The sequence below is a fragment of the Pseudomonas sp. NPDC079367 genome (assembly GCF_044542195.1).
Taxonomy (GTDB): Bacteria; Pseudomonadota; Gammaproteobacteria; order Pseudomonadales; family Pseudomonadaceae; genus Aquipseudomonas.
In genome coordinates, this window is sequence record NZ_JBITTW010000023.1 from 1 (window position 1) to 16,324 (window position 16,324).

14 protein-coding genes are annotated in these 16,324 nt (G+C 61.2%); all 14 read left to right on the plus strand.

All coding sequences use genetic code 11. From position 1 onward, the window contains the following. Positions 1-198: 198 nt before the first annotated feature. The 14 genes from ACIGDJ_RS17765 (at position 199) to ACIGDJ_RS17830 (ending at position 16,315) form a co-directional block, all read left to right on the plus strand. A complete protein-coding gene (locus ACIGDJ_RS17765) occupies positions 199-324 on the plus strand; it encodes a hypothetical protein (protein ID WP_256584330.1) in 126 nt (41 codons plus the stop codon). Further along, on the plus strand, positions 321-3,260 hold the full coding sequence (glnE, locus tag ACIGDJ_RS17770; protein WP_397479237.1) for a bifunctional [glutamate--ammonia ligase]-adenylyl-L-tyrosine phosphorylase/[glutamate--ammonia-ligase] adenylyltransferase: 2,940 nt from the start codon (positions 321-323) through the stop codon (positions 3,258-3,260). The genes ACIGDJ_RS17765 and glnE overlap by 4 nt, the downstream gene beginning before the upstream one ends. Before the next feature lie 255 nt (positions 3,261-3,515). Next, positions 3,516-4,550, plus strand: coding sequence for a lipopolysaccharide heptosyltransferase II (gene waaF / locus ACIGDJ_RS17775; RefSeq protein WP_101156498.1), 1,035 nt, complete (start codon positions 3,516-3,518; stop codon positions 4,548-4,550). 1 nt (position 4,551) lies between these two features. Then, complete coding sequence (gene waaC / locus ACIGDJ_RS17780; protein WP_397479238.1) at positions 4,552-5,613, plus strand: lipopolysaccharide heptosyltransferase I; 1,062 nt, start codon at positions 4,552-4,554, stop codon at positions 5,611-5,613. Next, the gene (locus tag ACIGDJ_RS17785; protein ID WP_101156492.1) at positions 5,613-6,734 is read left to right on the plus strand and encodes a glycosyltransferase family 4 protein; all 1,122 of its coding nucleotides are present in this window, start codon (positions 5,613-5,615) and stop codon (positions 6,732-6,734) included. Before waaC ends, ACIGDJ_RS17785 begins: the two co-directional genes overlap by 1 nt. After that, positions 6,734-7,540, plus strand: a complete 807-nt coding sequence (gene rfaP, locus ACIGDJ_RS17790) for a lipopolysaccharide core heptose(I) kinase RfaP (RefSeq protein ID WP_397479239.1) — start codon at positions 6,734-6,736, stop codon at positions 7,538-7,540. The genes ACIGDJ_RS17785 and rfaP overlap by 1 nt, the downstream gene beginning before the upstream one ends. Beyond that, positions 7,540-8,274: a lipopolysaccharide kinase InaA family protein gene (locus ACIGDJ_RS17795; protein ID WP_101156486.1), complete on the plus strand. Its 735-nt coding sequence runs from the start codon at positions 7,540-7,542 to the stop codon at positions 8,272-8,274. Before rfaP ends, ACIGDJ_RS17795 begins: the two co-directional genes overlap by 1 nt. Continuing rightward, positions 8,271-9,023 carry a lipopolysaccharide kinase InaA family protein gene (locus ACIGDJ_RS17800; RefSeq protein WP_312997693.1) on the plus strand — a complete coding sequence of 251 codons (753 nt, stop codon included), beginning with the start codon at positions 8,271-8,273 and terminating at the stop codon, positions 9,021-9,023. The genes ACIGDJ_RS17795 and ACIGDJ_RS17800 overlap by 4 nt, the downstream gene beginning before the upstream one ends. Further along, on the plus strand, positions 9,023-10,474 hold the full coding sequence (locus ACIGDJ_RS17805; RefSeq protein ID WP_397479240.1) for a lipopolysaccharide kinase InaA family protein: 1,452 nt from the start codon (positions 9,023-9,025) through the stop codon (positions 10,472-10,474). Before ACIGDJ_RS17800 ends, ACIGDJ_RS17805 begins: the two co-directional genes overlap by 1 nt. Before the next feature lie 162 nt (positions 10,475-10,636). Then, positions 10,637-10,966, plus strand: a complete 330-nt coding sequence (locus ACIGDJ_RS17810) for a YceK/YidQ family lipoprotein (RefSeq protein WP_101156478.1) — start codon at positions 10,637-10,639, stop codon at positions 10,964-10,966. Positions 10,967-11,138: 172 nt separating this feature from the next. After that, positions 11,139-12,896 carry a carbamoyltransferase gene (locus tag ACIGDJ_RS17815; RefSeq protein ID WP_101156475.1) on the plus strand — a complete coding sequence of 586 codons (1,758 nt, stop codon included), beginning with the start codon at positions 11,139-11,141 and terminating at the stop codon, positions 12,894-12,896. After that, positions 12,880-14,010: a glycosyltransferase gene (locus tag ACIGDJ_RS17820; RefSeq protein ID WP_397479241.1), complete on the plus strand. Its 1,131-nt coding sequence runs from the start codon at positions 12,880-12,882 to the stop codon at positions 14,008-14,010. The genes ACIGDJ_RS17815 and ACIGDJ_RS17820 overlap by 17 nt, the downstream gene beginning before the upstream one ends. Then, positions 14,010-14,906, plus strand: a complete 897-nt coding sequence (locus ACIGDJ_RS17825; RefSeq protein WP_397479242.1) for an antimicrobial resistance protein Mig-14 — start codon at positions 14,010-14,012, stop codon at positions 14,904-14,906. Before ACIGDJ_RS17820 ends, ACIGDJ_RS17825 begins: the two co-directional genes overlap by 1 nt. An 8-nt stretch (positions 14,907-14,914) precedes the next feature. Then, positions 14,915-16,315: a PIG-L deacetylase family protein gene (locus ACIGDJ_RS17830; protein WP_397479243.1), complete on the plus strand. Its 1,401-nt coding sequence runs from the start codon at positions 14,915-14,917 to the stop codon at positions 16,313-16,315. The last annotated feature ends 9 nt before the right edge of the window (positions 16,316-16,324 follow it).

Here is a 16,324-nt window from a genome sequence, read left to right on the forward strand (position 1 = left end):
CAGACGATTTATAATTCTTGGATTGACGACAGGTTGTTCCGGCGGCGTGTAGTTTTACTACAAATCTTCCGGCATTTCAGCCTTTCGAATGTATAGACGAGTAGTAAAACTACAGATGAAAGGCTTGTGGCCTCCGACTGCGTTGTGAGAATAATCGTTAAGGCGGGTCGATTTCCATCCGAATAAGGTGAAAGCTTGATGCTGGATGCCAAAGAAGAAGAAATTTCAGCTATTTCTAACTTTTGTTCGACAGTCCTTCACGTAGCGGGTTTTCATCATTCACTACAAGCGGCCCTTATTACGCCGATCAAGGATAGACCATGACCCTGCCCGTGCTTGCCGAACTGCCCGCCATTCTCCTGCCGTTGGTCAGCCGATCCGAGCAGTCGTTCCGTACGTCCGTCGCCGCCCTTGAAGACGATCACGGCCTGTCGGACTGGACGCCGGAGCGCTGGGCACAATTGGCCCGCGTCACCGCCGCCAGCGAATTTGTCATTGAACAGAGCATTCGTGACCCTTTGATGTTGCTGTCGCTGGTGGCGTCCGGCGAACTTGACCGGGCGTTTGCGCCCGGCGAACTGTGCGCACAGATTGCCGCCGCCGTTAGCACCGCGCAGAGCGAAGACGAACTCGGCCGCGCCTTGCGCCGCCAGCGTGCGCGCCATCAGGTGCGGATCATCTGGCGCGACCTGACCCGCCAGGCCGATCTGGTGCAGACCTGCCGCGACCTCTCGGACATGGCCGACGCCACGATCGATCAGGCTTATCAATGGCTGTACAGCCGCCATTGCGAGCAATTCGGCACGCCGACCGGCCGGCGCAGCGGTGAGCCGCAGCAGATGGTTATCCTCGGCATGGGCAAGCTCGGTGCAGTGGAGCTGAATCTGTCTTCCGACATCGACCTGATCTTCGCCTACCCCGAGGGCGGCGAAACCGTCGGCGTGAAGCGCTCGCTGGATAATCAGGAATTCTTCATCCGTCTCGGCCAGCGTCTGATCAAGGCGCTGGATCCGATGACCGTCGACGGTTTTGTTTTCCGCGTCGACATGCGTTTGCGCCCATACGGATCGTCCGGCGCGCTGGTGCTCAGCTTCAACGCGCTGGAGCAGTATTACCAGGATCAGGGTCGCGACTGGGAGCGCTACGCGATGATCAAGGCGCGGGTAGTGGCGGGCGATCAGGTCGCCGGCGCGCAGTTGCTCGACATGCTGCGGCCGTTTGTTTACCGCCGTTATCTGGATTTTTCGGCGATCGAAGCGTTGCGCACCATGAAGCAGTTGATCCAGCAGGAAGTGCGGCGCAAGGGCATGGCCGACAATATCAAGCTGGGTTCCGGCGGTATTCGAGAGGTCGAGTTCATCGCTCAGGCCTTTCAACTGATCCACGGCGGCCGCGACTTGAGCCTGCAACAGCGTCCTTTATTAAAGGTGCTGAGCACGCTGGAAGGGCAGGGCTATCTGCCGCCGGCGGTGGTCAGTGAGTTGCGCGAGGGTTACGAGTTTCTGCGTTACACCGAACATGCCATTCAAGCGATTGCCGACCGTCAGACGCAGATGCTGCCGGACAGCGCCCAGGATCAGGCGCGCATCGCCTTCATGCTGGGTTTCGCCGATTGGTCGGCGTTCCACGAACAGCTGATGTACTGGCGCGGGCGCGTGGCCTGGCATTTCGCCCAGGTGATTGCCGATCCCGACGAGGAAGAGGGCAGCGAAAACGAAGTGGTGGTTGGCGGTGAATGGCTGCCCCTGTGGGAAGAAGAACAAGACGAAGAAGCCGCGTGCCGGCAGTTGCAGGAGGGCGGTTTTGTCGATGCCGGCAAAGCCCTGAAGGCGCTCGCCGGTTTGCGCGGCAGTCCGCAACTGCGCGCGATGCAGCGGCTGGGACGCGAACGTCTGGATGCCTTTATTCCGCGACTGCTCGCGCAAGCCGTCGAACATGACAATCCGGACCTGGTGCTCGAGCGTGTGTTGCCGCTGGTGGAAGCGGTGGCGCGGCGTTCGGCGTATCTGGTGTTGCTCACGGAAAACCCCGGTGCGCTGCGTCGCCTGTTGACTCTGTGCGCGGCGAGCCCGTGGATTGCCGAGCAGATCACCCGCTTTCCATTGCTGCTCGACGAATTGCTCAACGAGGGGCGGCTGTTCAAGCCGCCGCTGGCGCCGGAACTGGCAGCCGAGTTGCGCGAACGCCTGACACGAATTCCCGAGGACGACCTCGAGCAACAAATGGAAGCCCTGCGCCATTTCAAACTGGCGCATCGCTTGCGCGTCGCCGCCTCGGAAATCGCCGGCAGCCTGCCGCTGATGAAGGTCAGCGATTACCTGACGTGGCTGGCCGAGGCGATTCTGGAACAAGTGCTCGCGCTGGCCTGGCGCCAGACCGTGACCAAGTACGGCACGCCGCTGCGCACCGACGGCACCTTGTGCGATCCCGGCTTCATCATTGTCGGTTATGGCAAAGTCGGCGGTATCGAATTGGGGCATGGTTCGGATCTGGATCTGGTGTTCATCCACGACGGCGACCCGCAGGCGGAAACCGACGGGCCGAAATCCATTGATGGTGCGCAGTTCTTCACGCGCCTGGGACAGCGGATCATTCACCTGCTCACGGCCCAGACCAACTCCGGCCAGTTGTATGAAGTGGATATGCGCCTGCGGCCGTCCGGTGCTTCCGGACTGCTGGTGAGTTCCCTCGGCGCGTTCGCCCGCTATCAGGAAAACGAAGCCTGGACATGGGAGCATCAGGCCTTGGTGCGTGCGCGGGTGTTGGTGGGCAGTCAGGATGTCGGCCAGGCCTTCGAGAAAGTCCGCGCGCAGGTGTTGGGCAAATCACGGGACCTGGCCAAGCTGCAGCAGGAAGTCAGCGAGATGCGTGCGAAGATGCGCGACAACCTCGGTACCCGCAGCACGGCGGCCGGTACGGCAGCTAATGCCTTCGAAGCGACGGTGCCGTTCGACCTCAAGCAGGATGCCGGAGGTATCGTCGATATTGAATTTATGGTGCAATACGCGGCCCTGGCGTGGTCGCAGAGCCATCCGCCGCTGCTGCGCTGGACCGATAACATCCGCATTCTGGAAGAGCTGGAACACGAAGGGCTGATGCCCGCCGAAGATGCCAGCCTGTTGCGCGAGGCCTACAAGGCCTACCGCTCTGCCGCGCACCGGCAGGCCTTGCAGAAAGACGCCGGGGTGATTGCCGGGGATCAGTTCGCCGAAGAACGGCGACAGGTACTGCGGATCTGGAAAGAGTTGGGGCTAAGCTGAAACCGGTTTATGCAGCACCCAATCCCTTGTGGGAGCGAGCTCCCACAAGGGATCTTCGGTCTTCAAGGTTATGCGGCAAAATGAATAACCCTGTGGGAGCGGGCTTGCCCGGATAGCGGAGTATCAGACGACAATAATGTTGGATGTGAAGACCCCATCGCGAGCAGGCTCGCTCCCACAGAAGATCTACAGTGTTTGTAGAATTCTCGAGGCGGGGAGGCGTAAATGCCTCCCCGGTTCGTTTTTGGAAAGCACATGAATATTCTGATCGTTGGGCCCAGTTGGGTCGGTGACATGGTGATGGCGCAGACACTGTTTCAGTGTCTCAAACAGCGCCACCCGCAATGCGCAATCGACGTGCTGGCGCCCGAATGGAGCCGGCCGATCCTCGAACGCATGCCCGAAGTGCGCAAGGCCTTGAGCTTCCCGCTCGGCCACGGCGCGCTGGAGCTGGCGACGCGCCGGCGCATCGGCAAATCCCTGCGCGGTCAGTACGATCAGGCGATCCTGCTGCCCAATTCACTGAAGTCGGCATTGGTGCCCTTTTTCGCCGGCATCCCGAAACGTACCGGCTGGCGCGGCGAATTGCGCTATGGCCTGCTCAACGACGTGCGCACCCTCGACAAAGAACGCTACCCGCTGATGATCGAGCGCTTCATGGCTCTGGCCTACGAGCCGAACGCCGAGTTGCCGAAGCCGTACCCGCGTCCGAGCCTGCAAATCGACCCGGTCACCCGCGCAGCGGCACTGGCCAAATTCGGCCTGACCCTCGATCGCCCGGTCCTGGCGCTATGCCCCGGCGCCGAGTTCGGCGAATCCAAGCGCTGGCCATCCGAGCATTACGCCAAGGTCGCCGAAGCGCGCATCCGCGAAGGCTGGCAGGTGTGGCTGTTCGGCTCGAAAAACGATCACGCGGTCGGTGAAGACATCCGCGCCCGGCTGATTCCAGGCCTGCGCGAAGAATCGGTCAACCTCAGCGGCGGCACTTCTCTGGCCGAGGCTATCGATCTGCTGTCCTGCGCCGACTCGGTGGTGTCCAACGACTCGGGCCTGATGCACGTCGCTGCGGCGTTGAACCGTCCGCTGGTCGCGGTGTACGGCTCCACCTCGCCGGGCTTCACCCCGCCGCTGGCCGAGCAGGTCGAGATCGTGCGCCTGGGCATCGAATGCAGCCCGTGCTTCGATCGTACTTGCCGGTTCGGCCATTACAACTGCCTGCGCCAGCTGATGCCGGACGCGGTCAACGATGCCTTGCAGAAGTTGCAGGGCTCCGTGGTCGAGGTTCAATAACTTGCGGGTATTGCTGATCAAGACTTCCTCGCTGGGCGACGTGATTCACGCTTTGCCAGCGCTGACCGACGCCGCCCGGGCCATTCCCGGAATCAAGTTCGACTGGGTGGTGGAAGAGGGCTTCGCCGAGATTCCGAGCTGGCACCCGGCGGTCGATAAAGTGATTCCGGTGGCGATCCGCCGCTGGCGCAAGAATTTATGGCAAACCATCACCAGCGGCGAGTGGAAACGCTTCAAGCAAAGCGTGCGCGCCAATAAATACGATCTGGTGATCGACGCTCAAGGCCTGCTGAAAAGTGCCTGGCTGACCCGCTACGTCAAAGCCCCGGTGGCCGGCCTCGATAAAACCTCCGCGCGCGAGCCGATGGCTGCGCGCTTCTACGATCGTAAACTCGCTGTCGCCCGAGGCCAGCACGCCGTCGAGCGCGTACGCCAGTTATTCGCCATCGCTCTGGGTTACGACTTGCCCAAAGGCCTCGGCGATTACGGCCTCAACGTCGAGCGCCTGGTCGAGTTGCCACGCAAGAACGCTTACGTGGTGTTCCTCCACGGCACCACTTGGGACACCAAGCACTGGCCGGAAATCTACTGGCGCGAGCTGACCGAGCGCGTCGGCTACCTCGGCGTCGGCGTGAAGTTGCCGTGGGGCAACCCGCAGGAAAAGGCCCGCGCCGAGCGCATCGCTGCTGGCTTCAAACACGCCGAAGTGCTGCCGAAGCTGAATCTGGCCGGCGTCGGCAAAGCCCTCGCCGGCGCGCAAGCCTGCGTGGCGGTGGACACCGGCCTGGGCCATTTGGCCGCGGCGCTGGACGTGCCGACCATCTCGCTGTTCGGCCCGACCAACCCGGGCCTGACCGGCGCCTACGGGAAACTGCAGATTCATCTGGCCGCTGACTTTCCGTGCGCGCCTTGCATGCAGAAGAAATGTACTTATCAACCGACCGAGCAGGATGCCCGTCAGTTTGATCTGAAACGCGAGCAGCCGTTGTGCTTCACGCGTGTGAATTCCGAGCGTGTCGCCAGCCGACTGAGCACGTTGTTAATGGCTGAGGAGCTGCGCTGATGCAATTGGCATTCGTCCTGTACAAATATTTTCCGTTCGGCGGCCTGCAGCGCGACTTCATGCGTATCGCCCTCGAATGCCAGAAGCGCGGCCATCAGATTCGCGTCTACACGCTGATCTGGGAAGGCGACATACCGCCGGGTTTCGAAGTGCTGGTGGCACCGGTGAAGGCGTTCTTCAATCACCGGCGCAACGAAAAACTCAGCGCGTGGATGGCAGCGGATCTGGCCAGGCGGCCGGTCGATCGCTTGATCGGCTTCAACAAGATGCCAGGCCTGGACGTCTACTACGCCGCCGACGGTTGCTTCGAAGACAAGGCGCAGAATCTGCGCAATTCGCTGTACCGCCGCTGGGGCCGCTATCGCCACTTCGCCGAGTACGAGCGAGCGGTGTTCGCCAAAGACGCGAAGACCGAAGTGCTGATGATTTCCGAAGTGCAGCAGCCGCTGTTCATCAAGCATTACGACACGCCACTTGAGCGCTTTCATCTGCTGCCGCCGGGCATTGCCCAGGATCGTCGGCGTCCGGCGAATGCCGATGAGATTCGCGCCGGTTTTCGCGCCGAATTCAACCTCAAGGACGACGAGTTGCTGCTGGTGCAGATCGGCTCCGGCTTCAAGACCAAGGGTGTCGATCGCAGCCTCAAAGCGCTGGCCGCGTTGCCGGCCGAATTGCGCAAACGCACGCGGCTGTTTGTAATTGGCCAGGATGACCCCAAATTGTTCCAGATGCAGAGCGCGACGCTGGGCCTGGGCGACAACGTGACCTTTCTCAAAGGGCGCAGCGATATCCCGCGTTTTCTGCTCGGCGCCGACCTGTTGATTCACCCGGCCTACAACGAAAACACCGGCACCGTGCTGCTTGAAGCGCTGGTGGCCGGGTTGCCGGTGTTGGTCAGCGCGGTCTGCGGTTACGCCCATTACATCGCCGAAGCCGATGCCGGGCGCGTGCTGGACGAGCCGTTCGAGCAGGCGCAGCTGACGCAATACCTGAGCGAAATGTTGAGCGACGACGCTGCACGGGCGGCCTGGAGCCGCAACGGTCTGGCCTTTGCCGATACGGCCGACCTCTACAGCATGCCGCAGCACGCGGCCGATGTGATTCTGGCGGAGCACGCTTAATGAAGTTGATGCTGGCTGAACCGTTCAAGAGCCTTTGGGCCGGACGCGACCCGTTCGCTGAAGTCGAAGGCTTGCAGGGCGAGGTATACCGCGAGCTGGAAGCGCGCCGGACATTGCGCACGGAAGTCGATGGCAATGGCTTTTTCGTCAAGATTCACCGTGGCATTGGCTGGGGCGAAATCTTCAAGAACCTGCTGACCGCCAAGCTGCCGGTACTCGGTGCAGGGCAAGAGTGGAAGGCCATCCAGCGTCTGCAGGAAGTCGGCGTGCCAACCATGACCGCCGTCGCCTACGGCGAGAAGGGCAGCAATCCGGCGGATCAGCACTCGTTCATCGTCACCGAAGAACTGGCGCCGACCATCAGCCTCGAAGACTTCAGCATCGATTGGATCAGACAGCCGCCGGAGCCCAAACTCAAACGCGCGCTGATTGCCGAAGTCGCGCGGATGACCGGCATGATGCACCGCGCCGGGGTCAATCACCGCGACTGCTATATCTGCCACTTCCTGCTGCACATCGACAAACCGGTCACGCCGGAAGATTTCAAACTCTCGGTGATTGACCTGCATCGGGCCCAGACCCGCGCAAAAATTACTCAGCGCTGGCGCAATAAAGATCTGGCGGCGCTGTATTTTTCCGCGCTGGACATTGGCCTGACCCGCCGCGACAAGCTGCGTTTCCTTAAAGGCTACTTCCAGCAGCCGCTGCGCCAGGTTCTGGCGCAAGAGGCGCCACTGCTGAGTTGGCTGCAAGGCAAGGCTGACAAACTCTACGCGCGCAAACAGCGTTACGGGGATGCGCTCTGATGGCGGGCTGGACACTTGAACCGCAGTACAGCGACCTCGCCGAAGACTTCGGCAGCCTCGAAGCCGTATTTGCCTTGCAGGGCGAACGTCTGACCCGCGATCCGCTGTCGGAAGTCGTTCGGGTGCAGCGTGACGGGGTCAATTACTACGTCAAACGCTACGTCGGCGCCGGTAAGGGCCTGCGCCGTTACCTCGGCAAGCCGCGGGTAAAAATGGAATGGCAGAACCTCAAGCGCTTCGCCAAGTGGGGCATCCCCACGGCCGAGGTGGTGGCCTGGGGGCTGGAGCGGCGGGGCGCGGCCTACGATCGGGGTGCGATGATCACCCGTGAGCTGCCCAATACCGAAGATCTCTCGGCGCTGGCCGAGCGCAAGGATCCCCGGCTCAAGGATCGCGCCTGGGTCGACGGTGTCAGCCGGCAACTGGCTGGCTACACCCGGACCATGCACGACCATCGGTTTACGCATAACGATTTGAAATGGCGCAATCTGCTGATCGACGATCAGGCGCGCATTTTCCTCATCGACTGCCCCAACGGCGAATTCTGGCGCGGCTTCTGGCTCAAGTACCGGATCACCAAGGACCTCGCCTGTCTCGACAAACTGGCCAAATATCACCTGTCCAACACCCAGCGCCTGCGCTTCTACAAGCAATATCGCCAGTGTGATCGGCTCGATGTCGCCGACAAGAAACGGATTCGCCACGTGGTGAGATTTTTCGAGGGGCGCGAATGACTGATTTTCTTGCCGAACAGGACCGCGCACTGCTGGAGCGCCACGGTCTCGGCAATTTCGACGCACTGTGGGCCAAACAGCTTGAAGCTGTGGATGAGCCCAACACTGCCGGTGGCGGCTGGAGCAGCGTGTTCCGTCTCGATCTGGAAGGCCAGGGCTATTACCTCAAGCGCCAGAGCAATTATCTGACCCGCACCTTGCAGGCGCCGTTTGGCGAACCGAGCTTTGCCCGCGAATTTCGCAACATCAGCCGTTACCGCAAGCTGGGCATTCCGGCGTTGCAGGCGGCGTTTTTCGGTCAGCGCAAAGTCGCCGGTGAAGTGCGCGCCATTCTGCTCACGCGCGCACTGGATGGCTGGAGTGATCTGGATTCGTTGTTGACGCGCTGGGCGCAGCTCAGTGACGCGCAGCATTCGGCCATTCTCAAGGCTTGCGGGCTGCTGGCGCGACGGCTGCATGGCGCGCGCCAGGTGCATGGCTGTTTTTATCCCAAACATATCTTCCTGCGCGCCACCGGCGACGGCTATGAGGCGCAACTGATCGATCTGGAGAAAACCCGGCCGCTGCTGTTCGGCGTGCGTGATCGGGTCAAGGATCTGGAGCCGTTGCAGCGTCGCGCGCCGCAGTGGCGCGAGGCCGACTTGCGCCAACTGCTCGCGGCTTATCTCGATCAACCAACTGACAGCTCGCTGCTCGACAGCTGGCTGACCCGACTGACAGCGCGGCGCAGCCACAAGGAGACTCGCTGATGCAATTGTCCGAGCTGGCCCGCTCCGGGCGCGCACCTTCCCTGCCACTGACCGTGAGCCTGGCGGACGCCGCCGGTGCGGCGGATTTACAGTTGCTGAGCCTGCTGCGGGTGTTGCCCGGGCAGCGTTACGTTGGCGCCGGCGTCTGGCGCGGACGGCCGGTATTGGCCAAGTTGTTGGTCGGCAGCAAGGCTGCCCGGCATTTCCAACGAGAGCTGGACGGGGTGCGGCTACTCGCTGCGCAGGGCCTGACCACGCCTTTGCTGTTGGCCGATGGACTGAAAGACGGCGAGGGTGGCTGGCTGCTCTTCGAATTTCTCGAGGGCGCCGAAAGCCTTGGCGATGCCTGGGCCAAGGTCGAGTCTCTGCCGGCGCTGGCTGATGAACAAACCGCGGTATTGGCCGAAGCACTGGATGCTATCGGTCGGATGCACGGCAAAGGACTCTGGCAAGAGGATCTGCACCTGGACAATCTGCTGCGCCATGGCGGTCAGCTGTACCTGATCGATGGCGCCGGCGTTCGTGCGGAAACGGCTGGGCAGCCACTGTCCCGACAAAAAGTGCTGGAAAACCTCGGGGTATTCTTCGCTCAGCTGCCGAAGTCACTGGAGCCGTTCACCGAAGAGCTGCTGGTGTATTACTTGCTGAGCAACAGCGAGCATGCGTTGCCGCTGGAGGCATTGCAAAAGCAGATCGACAAAGTGCGCAACTGGAGGCTCAGGGATTACCTGATCAAGGTCGGTCGCGACTGCACACTGTTTGCAGTGCATCGCGGCGCGTTTGTCCTGCGCGCCATCCGTCGTGAGGAAGAGGCCGCCATGCTGCCGGTGCTGGAGCAGGCTGACGCCTTGCTCGATCAGGGGCATCTGTACAAAACCGGTGGCGCAGCGAGTGTCGGCAAGGTTCAGGCGGGCGGTCGCTCGCTGGTGATCAAACGCTACAACATCAAAGGCTTCGCCCATTGGCTCAAGCGTTTCTGGCGCCCGAGCCGGGCGTGGCATTCATGGCGCGAGGGCAATCGTCTGGCTTTCCTGGGCATCGCCACGCCGAAACCGCTGGCAATGCTGGAAAAACGCTTTTTGTGGCTGCGCCGCAGCGCTTATCTGGTCACCGAATATCTGCCAGGGCCGGACATCATCGAGCGCTTTGCGCCGTACGTAGAAAATGGCCAGGCACCGGAAGCCGAGTTGCAGGCGCTGGATCAACTGTTTGCCCGATTGATCGCCGAGCGCATCAGTCATGGCGATTTCAAGGGCCACAACCTGTTCTGGCAGACGGATCGCTGGGCGCTGATCGACCTCGATTCGATGTGTCAGCACTCATCGGCCGGAAGTTTCGCCCCGGCTTATGCCCGCGATCGGGCGAGGTTCATGCGTAACTGGCCTGAAAGCAGCGCGTTGTATCAAGTCATTGATCAGCGGTTGCCCAAAGATATCTCCAGCGCGGGCTGAGTCCTGTCGCCAGCAGGCTCGGCAGGCTGCGAAGGCGAGCCTGTTGGCGGCTACGCACAAATAACAGCGACTCGTCCTACAGCTTCGCCAGAAGCCATGAACTGTCTGCAGTTCAGCCTCGATGCTAATTTGCCTGACGATTTCGGATGACGAGTCCCGGGCATGACAAAGATTATGACGCTAGGCGTTTTTCTCTCGGTTCTATCAGGCTGTGGCAGTGTGTCAACGGTGTTGCAACTGGACGCAGATGCTGCTCGGAACCTGCGCAAACAGAAGACTTACTGCCAATCCATTCCGCGTATCTACAGTGGCCTGGCCTTTGACTTCTGCATCTTGAACGCACCGCCCAATCCTGCGGGCTTTATGGTGCCCCTCGTATTGCTTGATCTGCCGTTGTCCGCTGCGTTCGACACGCTTTCGCTGCCCTACACGATCTATCGCCAGGCCGCCGACGGAAATCTGAGTATTTACTGGCGCAGAGACGGCTACTGAGGCTTTGTACCCGTTGAATCGGACCAATCCTGGCAGCGGCAATTCGCACCGGGTCATTCCCCTGATGTTTACGCTATAATCCCGCCCTTTAGCTGCCACTCGCCCCGTGCGAGGGCACATCAATTTTCAAGGCGCATCGCGCCTGCACGCAGACTAAAGAGGCTAGACCCCTGTGGCATTGACGATTCTTGGCCTGTCCGGCGCCCTTAGCCATGATCCTTCCGCAGCCTTGTACATCGACGGCAAGCTGGTCGCGGCGGCTGAGGAAGAGCGCTTCGTACGCGATAAACATGCAAAGAACCGCATGCCCTACGAATCGGCGAAATTCTGCCTTGAGCAGGCCGGTATCAAACCGTCCGACGTTGACGTGGTAGCGATTCCGTTTGCGCCGATCAGCCTGTTCGGCAAAGCCCGCTGGCACTACGCCAAGCGTTACTGGTACGCCCCGGATCGTGCTCTTGACGCGATCCTGATGGGTAACCGTCGCTACAAGCGCTATCGCAACAAGATCGTCTGGTGCCTCGAGCAACTGGGCTTCGATCCGAAGAAAATCAAGATCGAGCCGGTCGAGCATCACCTTGCCCACGCCTCCAGTGCTTATCACTGCTCGGGTTTCAAGGAAAAAACCGCGATCCTCGGCATCGACGGTAAAGGCGAATACGCCACGACCTTCTTCGGTTATGGCGAAAACGGCAAGATTCACAAGATCAAGGAATTTTTCGACCCGGACTCCCTCGGTGGTCTGTACGGTGCGATCACCGAATTCCTCGGCTTTGAAATGCTCGACGGCGAATTCAAGGTCATGGGCATGGCGCCGTACGGCGACGCCAGCAAGTACGATTTCTCGCGTCTGGCCTCGTTCGAGAATGGCGAGCTGGTGATCAACACCGACTACGCCAACGTCATCGGTCTGCGCCGCTATAAAGAGAAGGGCAAAGGCTTCTACTTCTCACCGAAGCTGATCGAGTGGCTGGGGCCGAAACGCGAAGGTGACATCGCTGACGAGCCGTACATCCACTACGCCGCGAGCATGCAAGCGCTGTTTGAAAAGCTGGCGCTGCAGATGATCGACCACTACCTGGGCGATGTGCTCAGGGAAACCGGCAAACTGGCATTCGCCGGCGGCTGTGCGTTGAACGTCAAGCTGAACCAGAAGATCATTGCTCGCGACGACATTAAAGAATTGTTCGTACAGCCTGCGTCCGGCGATGCCGGCACCGCGGTTGGCGCTGCCGCTTACGTGTCGCACGCCCGTGGCGTACCGGTCGAGAAGATGGAACACGTCTACCTCGGCCCGTCGTACAGCAACGAGGACGTGATTGCCGCCTGCGCGCGCCACGAGAACAAGCCGACCTGGCGCAAGCTCGACAACATGCCCGAGCAGATCGCCAAGATCATGGTCGATGGCAACCCGGTCGCCTGGTTCCAGGGCCGCATGGAGTTTGGCCCGCGTGCACTGGGTGGCCGTTCGATCATCGGGTGCCCGAGCGTGGCCGGTGTCGCCGATCGCATCAACCACCAGATCAAGTTCCGCGAGCGTTGGAGGCCTTTCTGCCCGTCGATGCTCGACACCGTCGCGCCGCAGATGATCAAGATCGATCACCCGGCGCCGTTCATGACCTTCACCTTCGAAGTCGCCGAAGAGTGGAAAACCCGCGTGCCGGAAGTGGTCCACGAAGACGGTACTTCCCGCGCCCAGGTGCTCAAGCGCGAATACAACCCGCGCTACTACGACATGATGAAAGCGCTGGAAAACCTGACCGGCAACGGCGTATCGCTGAACACTTCGCTCAACCGTCGTGGCGAGCCGATGATCTGCTCGCCAACCGACGCGCTGAACATGTTTTTCGGGTCGGATCTGCAATACCTGATCATGGAAGACATCCTGGTGGTGAAAGAGGGCGCGAACGCTTATGACTCTCTCGGCTGAACGCCATGTGCTGCAGTTCTGTCACGGCTATGACGGGCCGTTCCTGGACTGCGCACGGCAGTACGCCAGCCTGTTTGCCGGCACCGGCTATCGGGTGACCACGGTGTTTCTGACCGGGGCCGCCGATAGCGAGGTGGCAGCAGCGTGTGCTTCGGACGAAGTGTTGTTCATGGAGTACAGTTCCAAGGCCATTCGTGGCCTGAAACTGGGTGCTATCGGCGATCTGCGCAAGATTGTCGCCTCGCGCAATTTCAGTCTGTGCATCGCTCATCGCTTCAAGCCCATCTATATCGCCTTGCTCGGCACCTCGCTGCCGGTCATAGGCGTGCACCACGCATTCGGCGATTACCAGCGTCGGACGCGCAAACTGTTCGCGCATGTTTTCCGCAAGCGCCTGAGCCTTCTCGGTGTGTCGGATGCGGTGCGTGACGACATGCGGCGCTGCCTGCCGAAGTGGCCGGCAAGCCGAATCCAGACCCTTTACAACCGCATCGACGTGCCTGCTCTGCAAGCCCGCCAGCTACCGGCCGAAGAAGCACGTGAGATTCTCGGTCTGTCGCCGGATGCCTGGATTGTCGGGAATGTCGGCCGCCTGCACCCGGACAAGGATCAGGCCACGCTGCTGCGCGGTTTTGCCCAGGCGCTGCCTGGACTGCCGGACAACAGTCAACTGGTGATTCTCGGCAGCGGTCGCCTGGAGCAGGATCTCAAGGCGTCGGCGCGGGCGTTGGGCATTGCCGATCGAGTGCTGTTTCTCGGTCAGGTGCCCGATGCGCGCAACTACTTTCGCGCCTTCGATGTGTTTGCCCTGAGCTCCGATCATGAGCCGTTCGGCATGGTATTGCTGGAAGCCATGGCTGCCGGCGTGCCGTTGCTGGCCACCGCGTGCGGCGGGGCGAAGGAGGTGGTCGAGGGCGTGGGCATTCTGTTTCCACTGGGCGATGCCGAACATCTGGCTCAAGGGCTGCAACATCTGGCTGCGATGGATGAGCAGCAGCGTCGTCAATGTGCGCAGATGATGCTCGAGCGACTGCATGAGCGTTTCTCCGACCGTGCGGTGCGCGAGACCTTCTGGCGCCTGCCGCCAGTTACCGATCTGGCAACGAGGGGCTGATGCTCAACCGATTTCAAGGCTGGCGCGAACGTGGCTGGTCGCCCGTTGACGCCTCAACCTATGCCGCTGCCTGGCAGCGTTATGGCGGCAGTGTCGCGACGCATCCGCTGGTCATCGAGCGTCTGGCGGACCTGGCCGGCATACCGGTGCGTTATCTCGCCTGGCAGCAGCAAGGCGATGTTCAAGCCGCCATTGCAACCTGGGGCCGCGACTTGGCCCTGTCCAAGGACGCGCTCAAGCGCCACGGCAAGAAAGGCCTGTTCGATCTCGGCAATGCCGAGCTGATCCTGCCGGCCGCGGTCGATGCTCAGGCACCGCTGCGCCATCGGGCGCGCTATCTGTCGGCGCTCAACGAAAGCCGCTTCAGTGGCTTGAAGTTGCAGACTGAACAGTTGGCCATGGCCCGCACACCGGAAGAATTGTCGAAAAAGTTTCGCTACAACCAGCGCCGGGAATTGCGCCTGCTGGAAGAAGCGGGCGGCGTGGTGCGAGCGGTCAGTGAGTTTTCCAGCGTTGAACTGGCCGCGATGTACTGCGATCTGTTTCAGCGTCGTTGGGGGTTTCCTGCCACCGGTGCGGCGCGCATGGCCGAGGTTATCGAGTTGCTGCGCGAGCTGCTGATCGGCTCGGTCATTTTCCTCAACGATGCGCCGATCGCGATTCAACTGGTCTACCGCGTCGAGGCGCCAGACTGGATCAGTGTCGAATACGTGAATGGCGGGGTTGATCCTGAAACTCGCGAATTCAGCCCCGGCAGCGTGTTGAGCTTTCTCAATACGCAAAGCGCCTGGGAGCAGGCACGGGCACTCGGCAAGCCGCTGCGGTTTTCGTTCGGTCGCGCTGACCGTGAATACAAGGATCGCTGGTGCAACCCTGTGCCGGTCTTCACCGTATGAGTCAGACCATGAGCCGCAAACAGCAATTGCTCAAGCGCCATCGACGCAACAAACGCGTGACTGTGCTGGTCGTACTGGCCGCCGTCATAGCGCTGAGCGTGCTGGTCGCCTGGTGGCTGGCGCCGCTGTTGCTGACCGGCGCCTGGGTCGCCCATGAGGCGTGGTTTGCCGATCATCTGTTCTATGCCCCCAGCGACAATTACCAGTACAGCTTCCCTGCGTATACCCCGCAGCCGAAGGTGCACCTGCACGGCGAGCAACTGCGTCTGGATGACGGTGTGATGCTGGCCGACGACGCCATGCTGATCCTGGCTGTGCGGGTCAAAAGCACCTGGCTGGGACGTTTCCTTGATCCCCGTATCGAGTTGTCGGGCGGCGCCAATCCTGATGTGCAGACCTTCGAGCGCGGTGTTGGCGGCGTGCGCTATCTGAACCTGAGCGGTCAGGCGCCAGCATTGTCGGCGGGTGTGTTGCGCCTGCGCGGACGTTTCTGCCGGGTGTCGGGAGAGCCGGTGCTGTGGGCGCTGGAGCACGCCGATTATCGTCGTCAGCGGGTCATGGTCATTGCGCCACACGCGGACGATGCGGAACTGGCGGCTTTTGGTTTGTACAGTCAGGCCGATGAAGCCTGGATCGTTACCCTCACGGCTGGCGAAATCGAGGCCGAACATTACCAGCAGATGGGCATGAGCAAGGTCGACGCCGCGCGACTGAAGGGACGGTTGCGTGCCTGGGACAGCCTCACCGTGCCGCAATGGGCCGGTGTCGCTCAGGAACGTTGCGTGCAGTTGGGGTATTTCTGCCTGCAACTGGCGGCGATGCGTGACAAGCCGGGTCAACCGGTGGGCTCGCGCGAAGCGGACTTGAGCGATACCCGTCTGTTCCGTCAATTCAATTCATTTGTGCTCCCGGGTGACGCCGATGGCGCGCCGACCTGGAACAATCTGCTGGCCGATCTGCGCGAAACTGTCCTGCGCGCGCGTCCGGACGTCATTGTGCTGCCGCATCCGACGCTGGATCCGCACCCCGACCACCTCTGTGCGCAGCAGGCCGTGCTTGAAGTATTGAAGAGTCTGGACTGGCAGCCGACGCTGCTCGGTTATGCCAACCACCTGCATGACAATGATCGCTGGCCGATGGGCAATAGTGGTGAGGGCGTGGCGCTGCCGCCAGCTTTTGATGCTGGCCTGCCGGTGCAGCCTGTATGCCTGGCGTTATCGGTGGAGCAGCAACGTGACAAGGCCATGGCCCTGGGCATGATGCACGATTTGCAACCGCCCGCGCCGTTCAAGCGCCGCTTGCGTCGAACCTTGCAGCGATGGCTGGCAGGGCGGTCCGGTTCGCCTTATGGCGAGAACGAATTTTTCCGCAAGGCGGTTCGGCGACACGAACTGTTCTGGCGTTTGTAACGACACAGG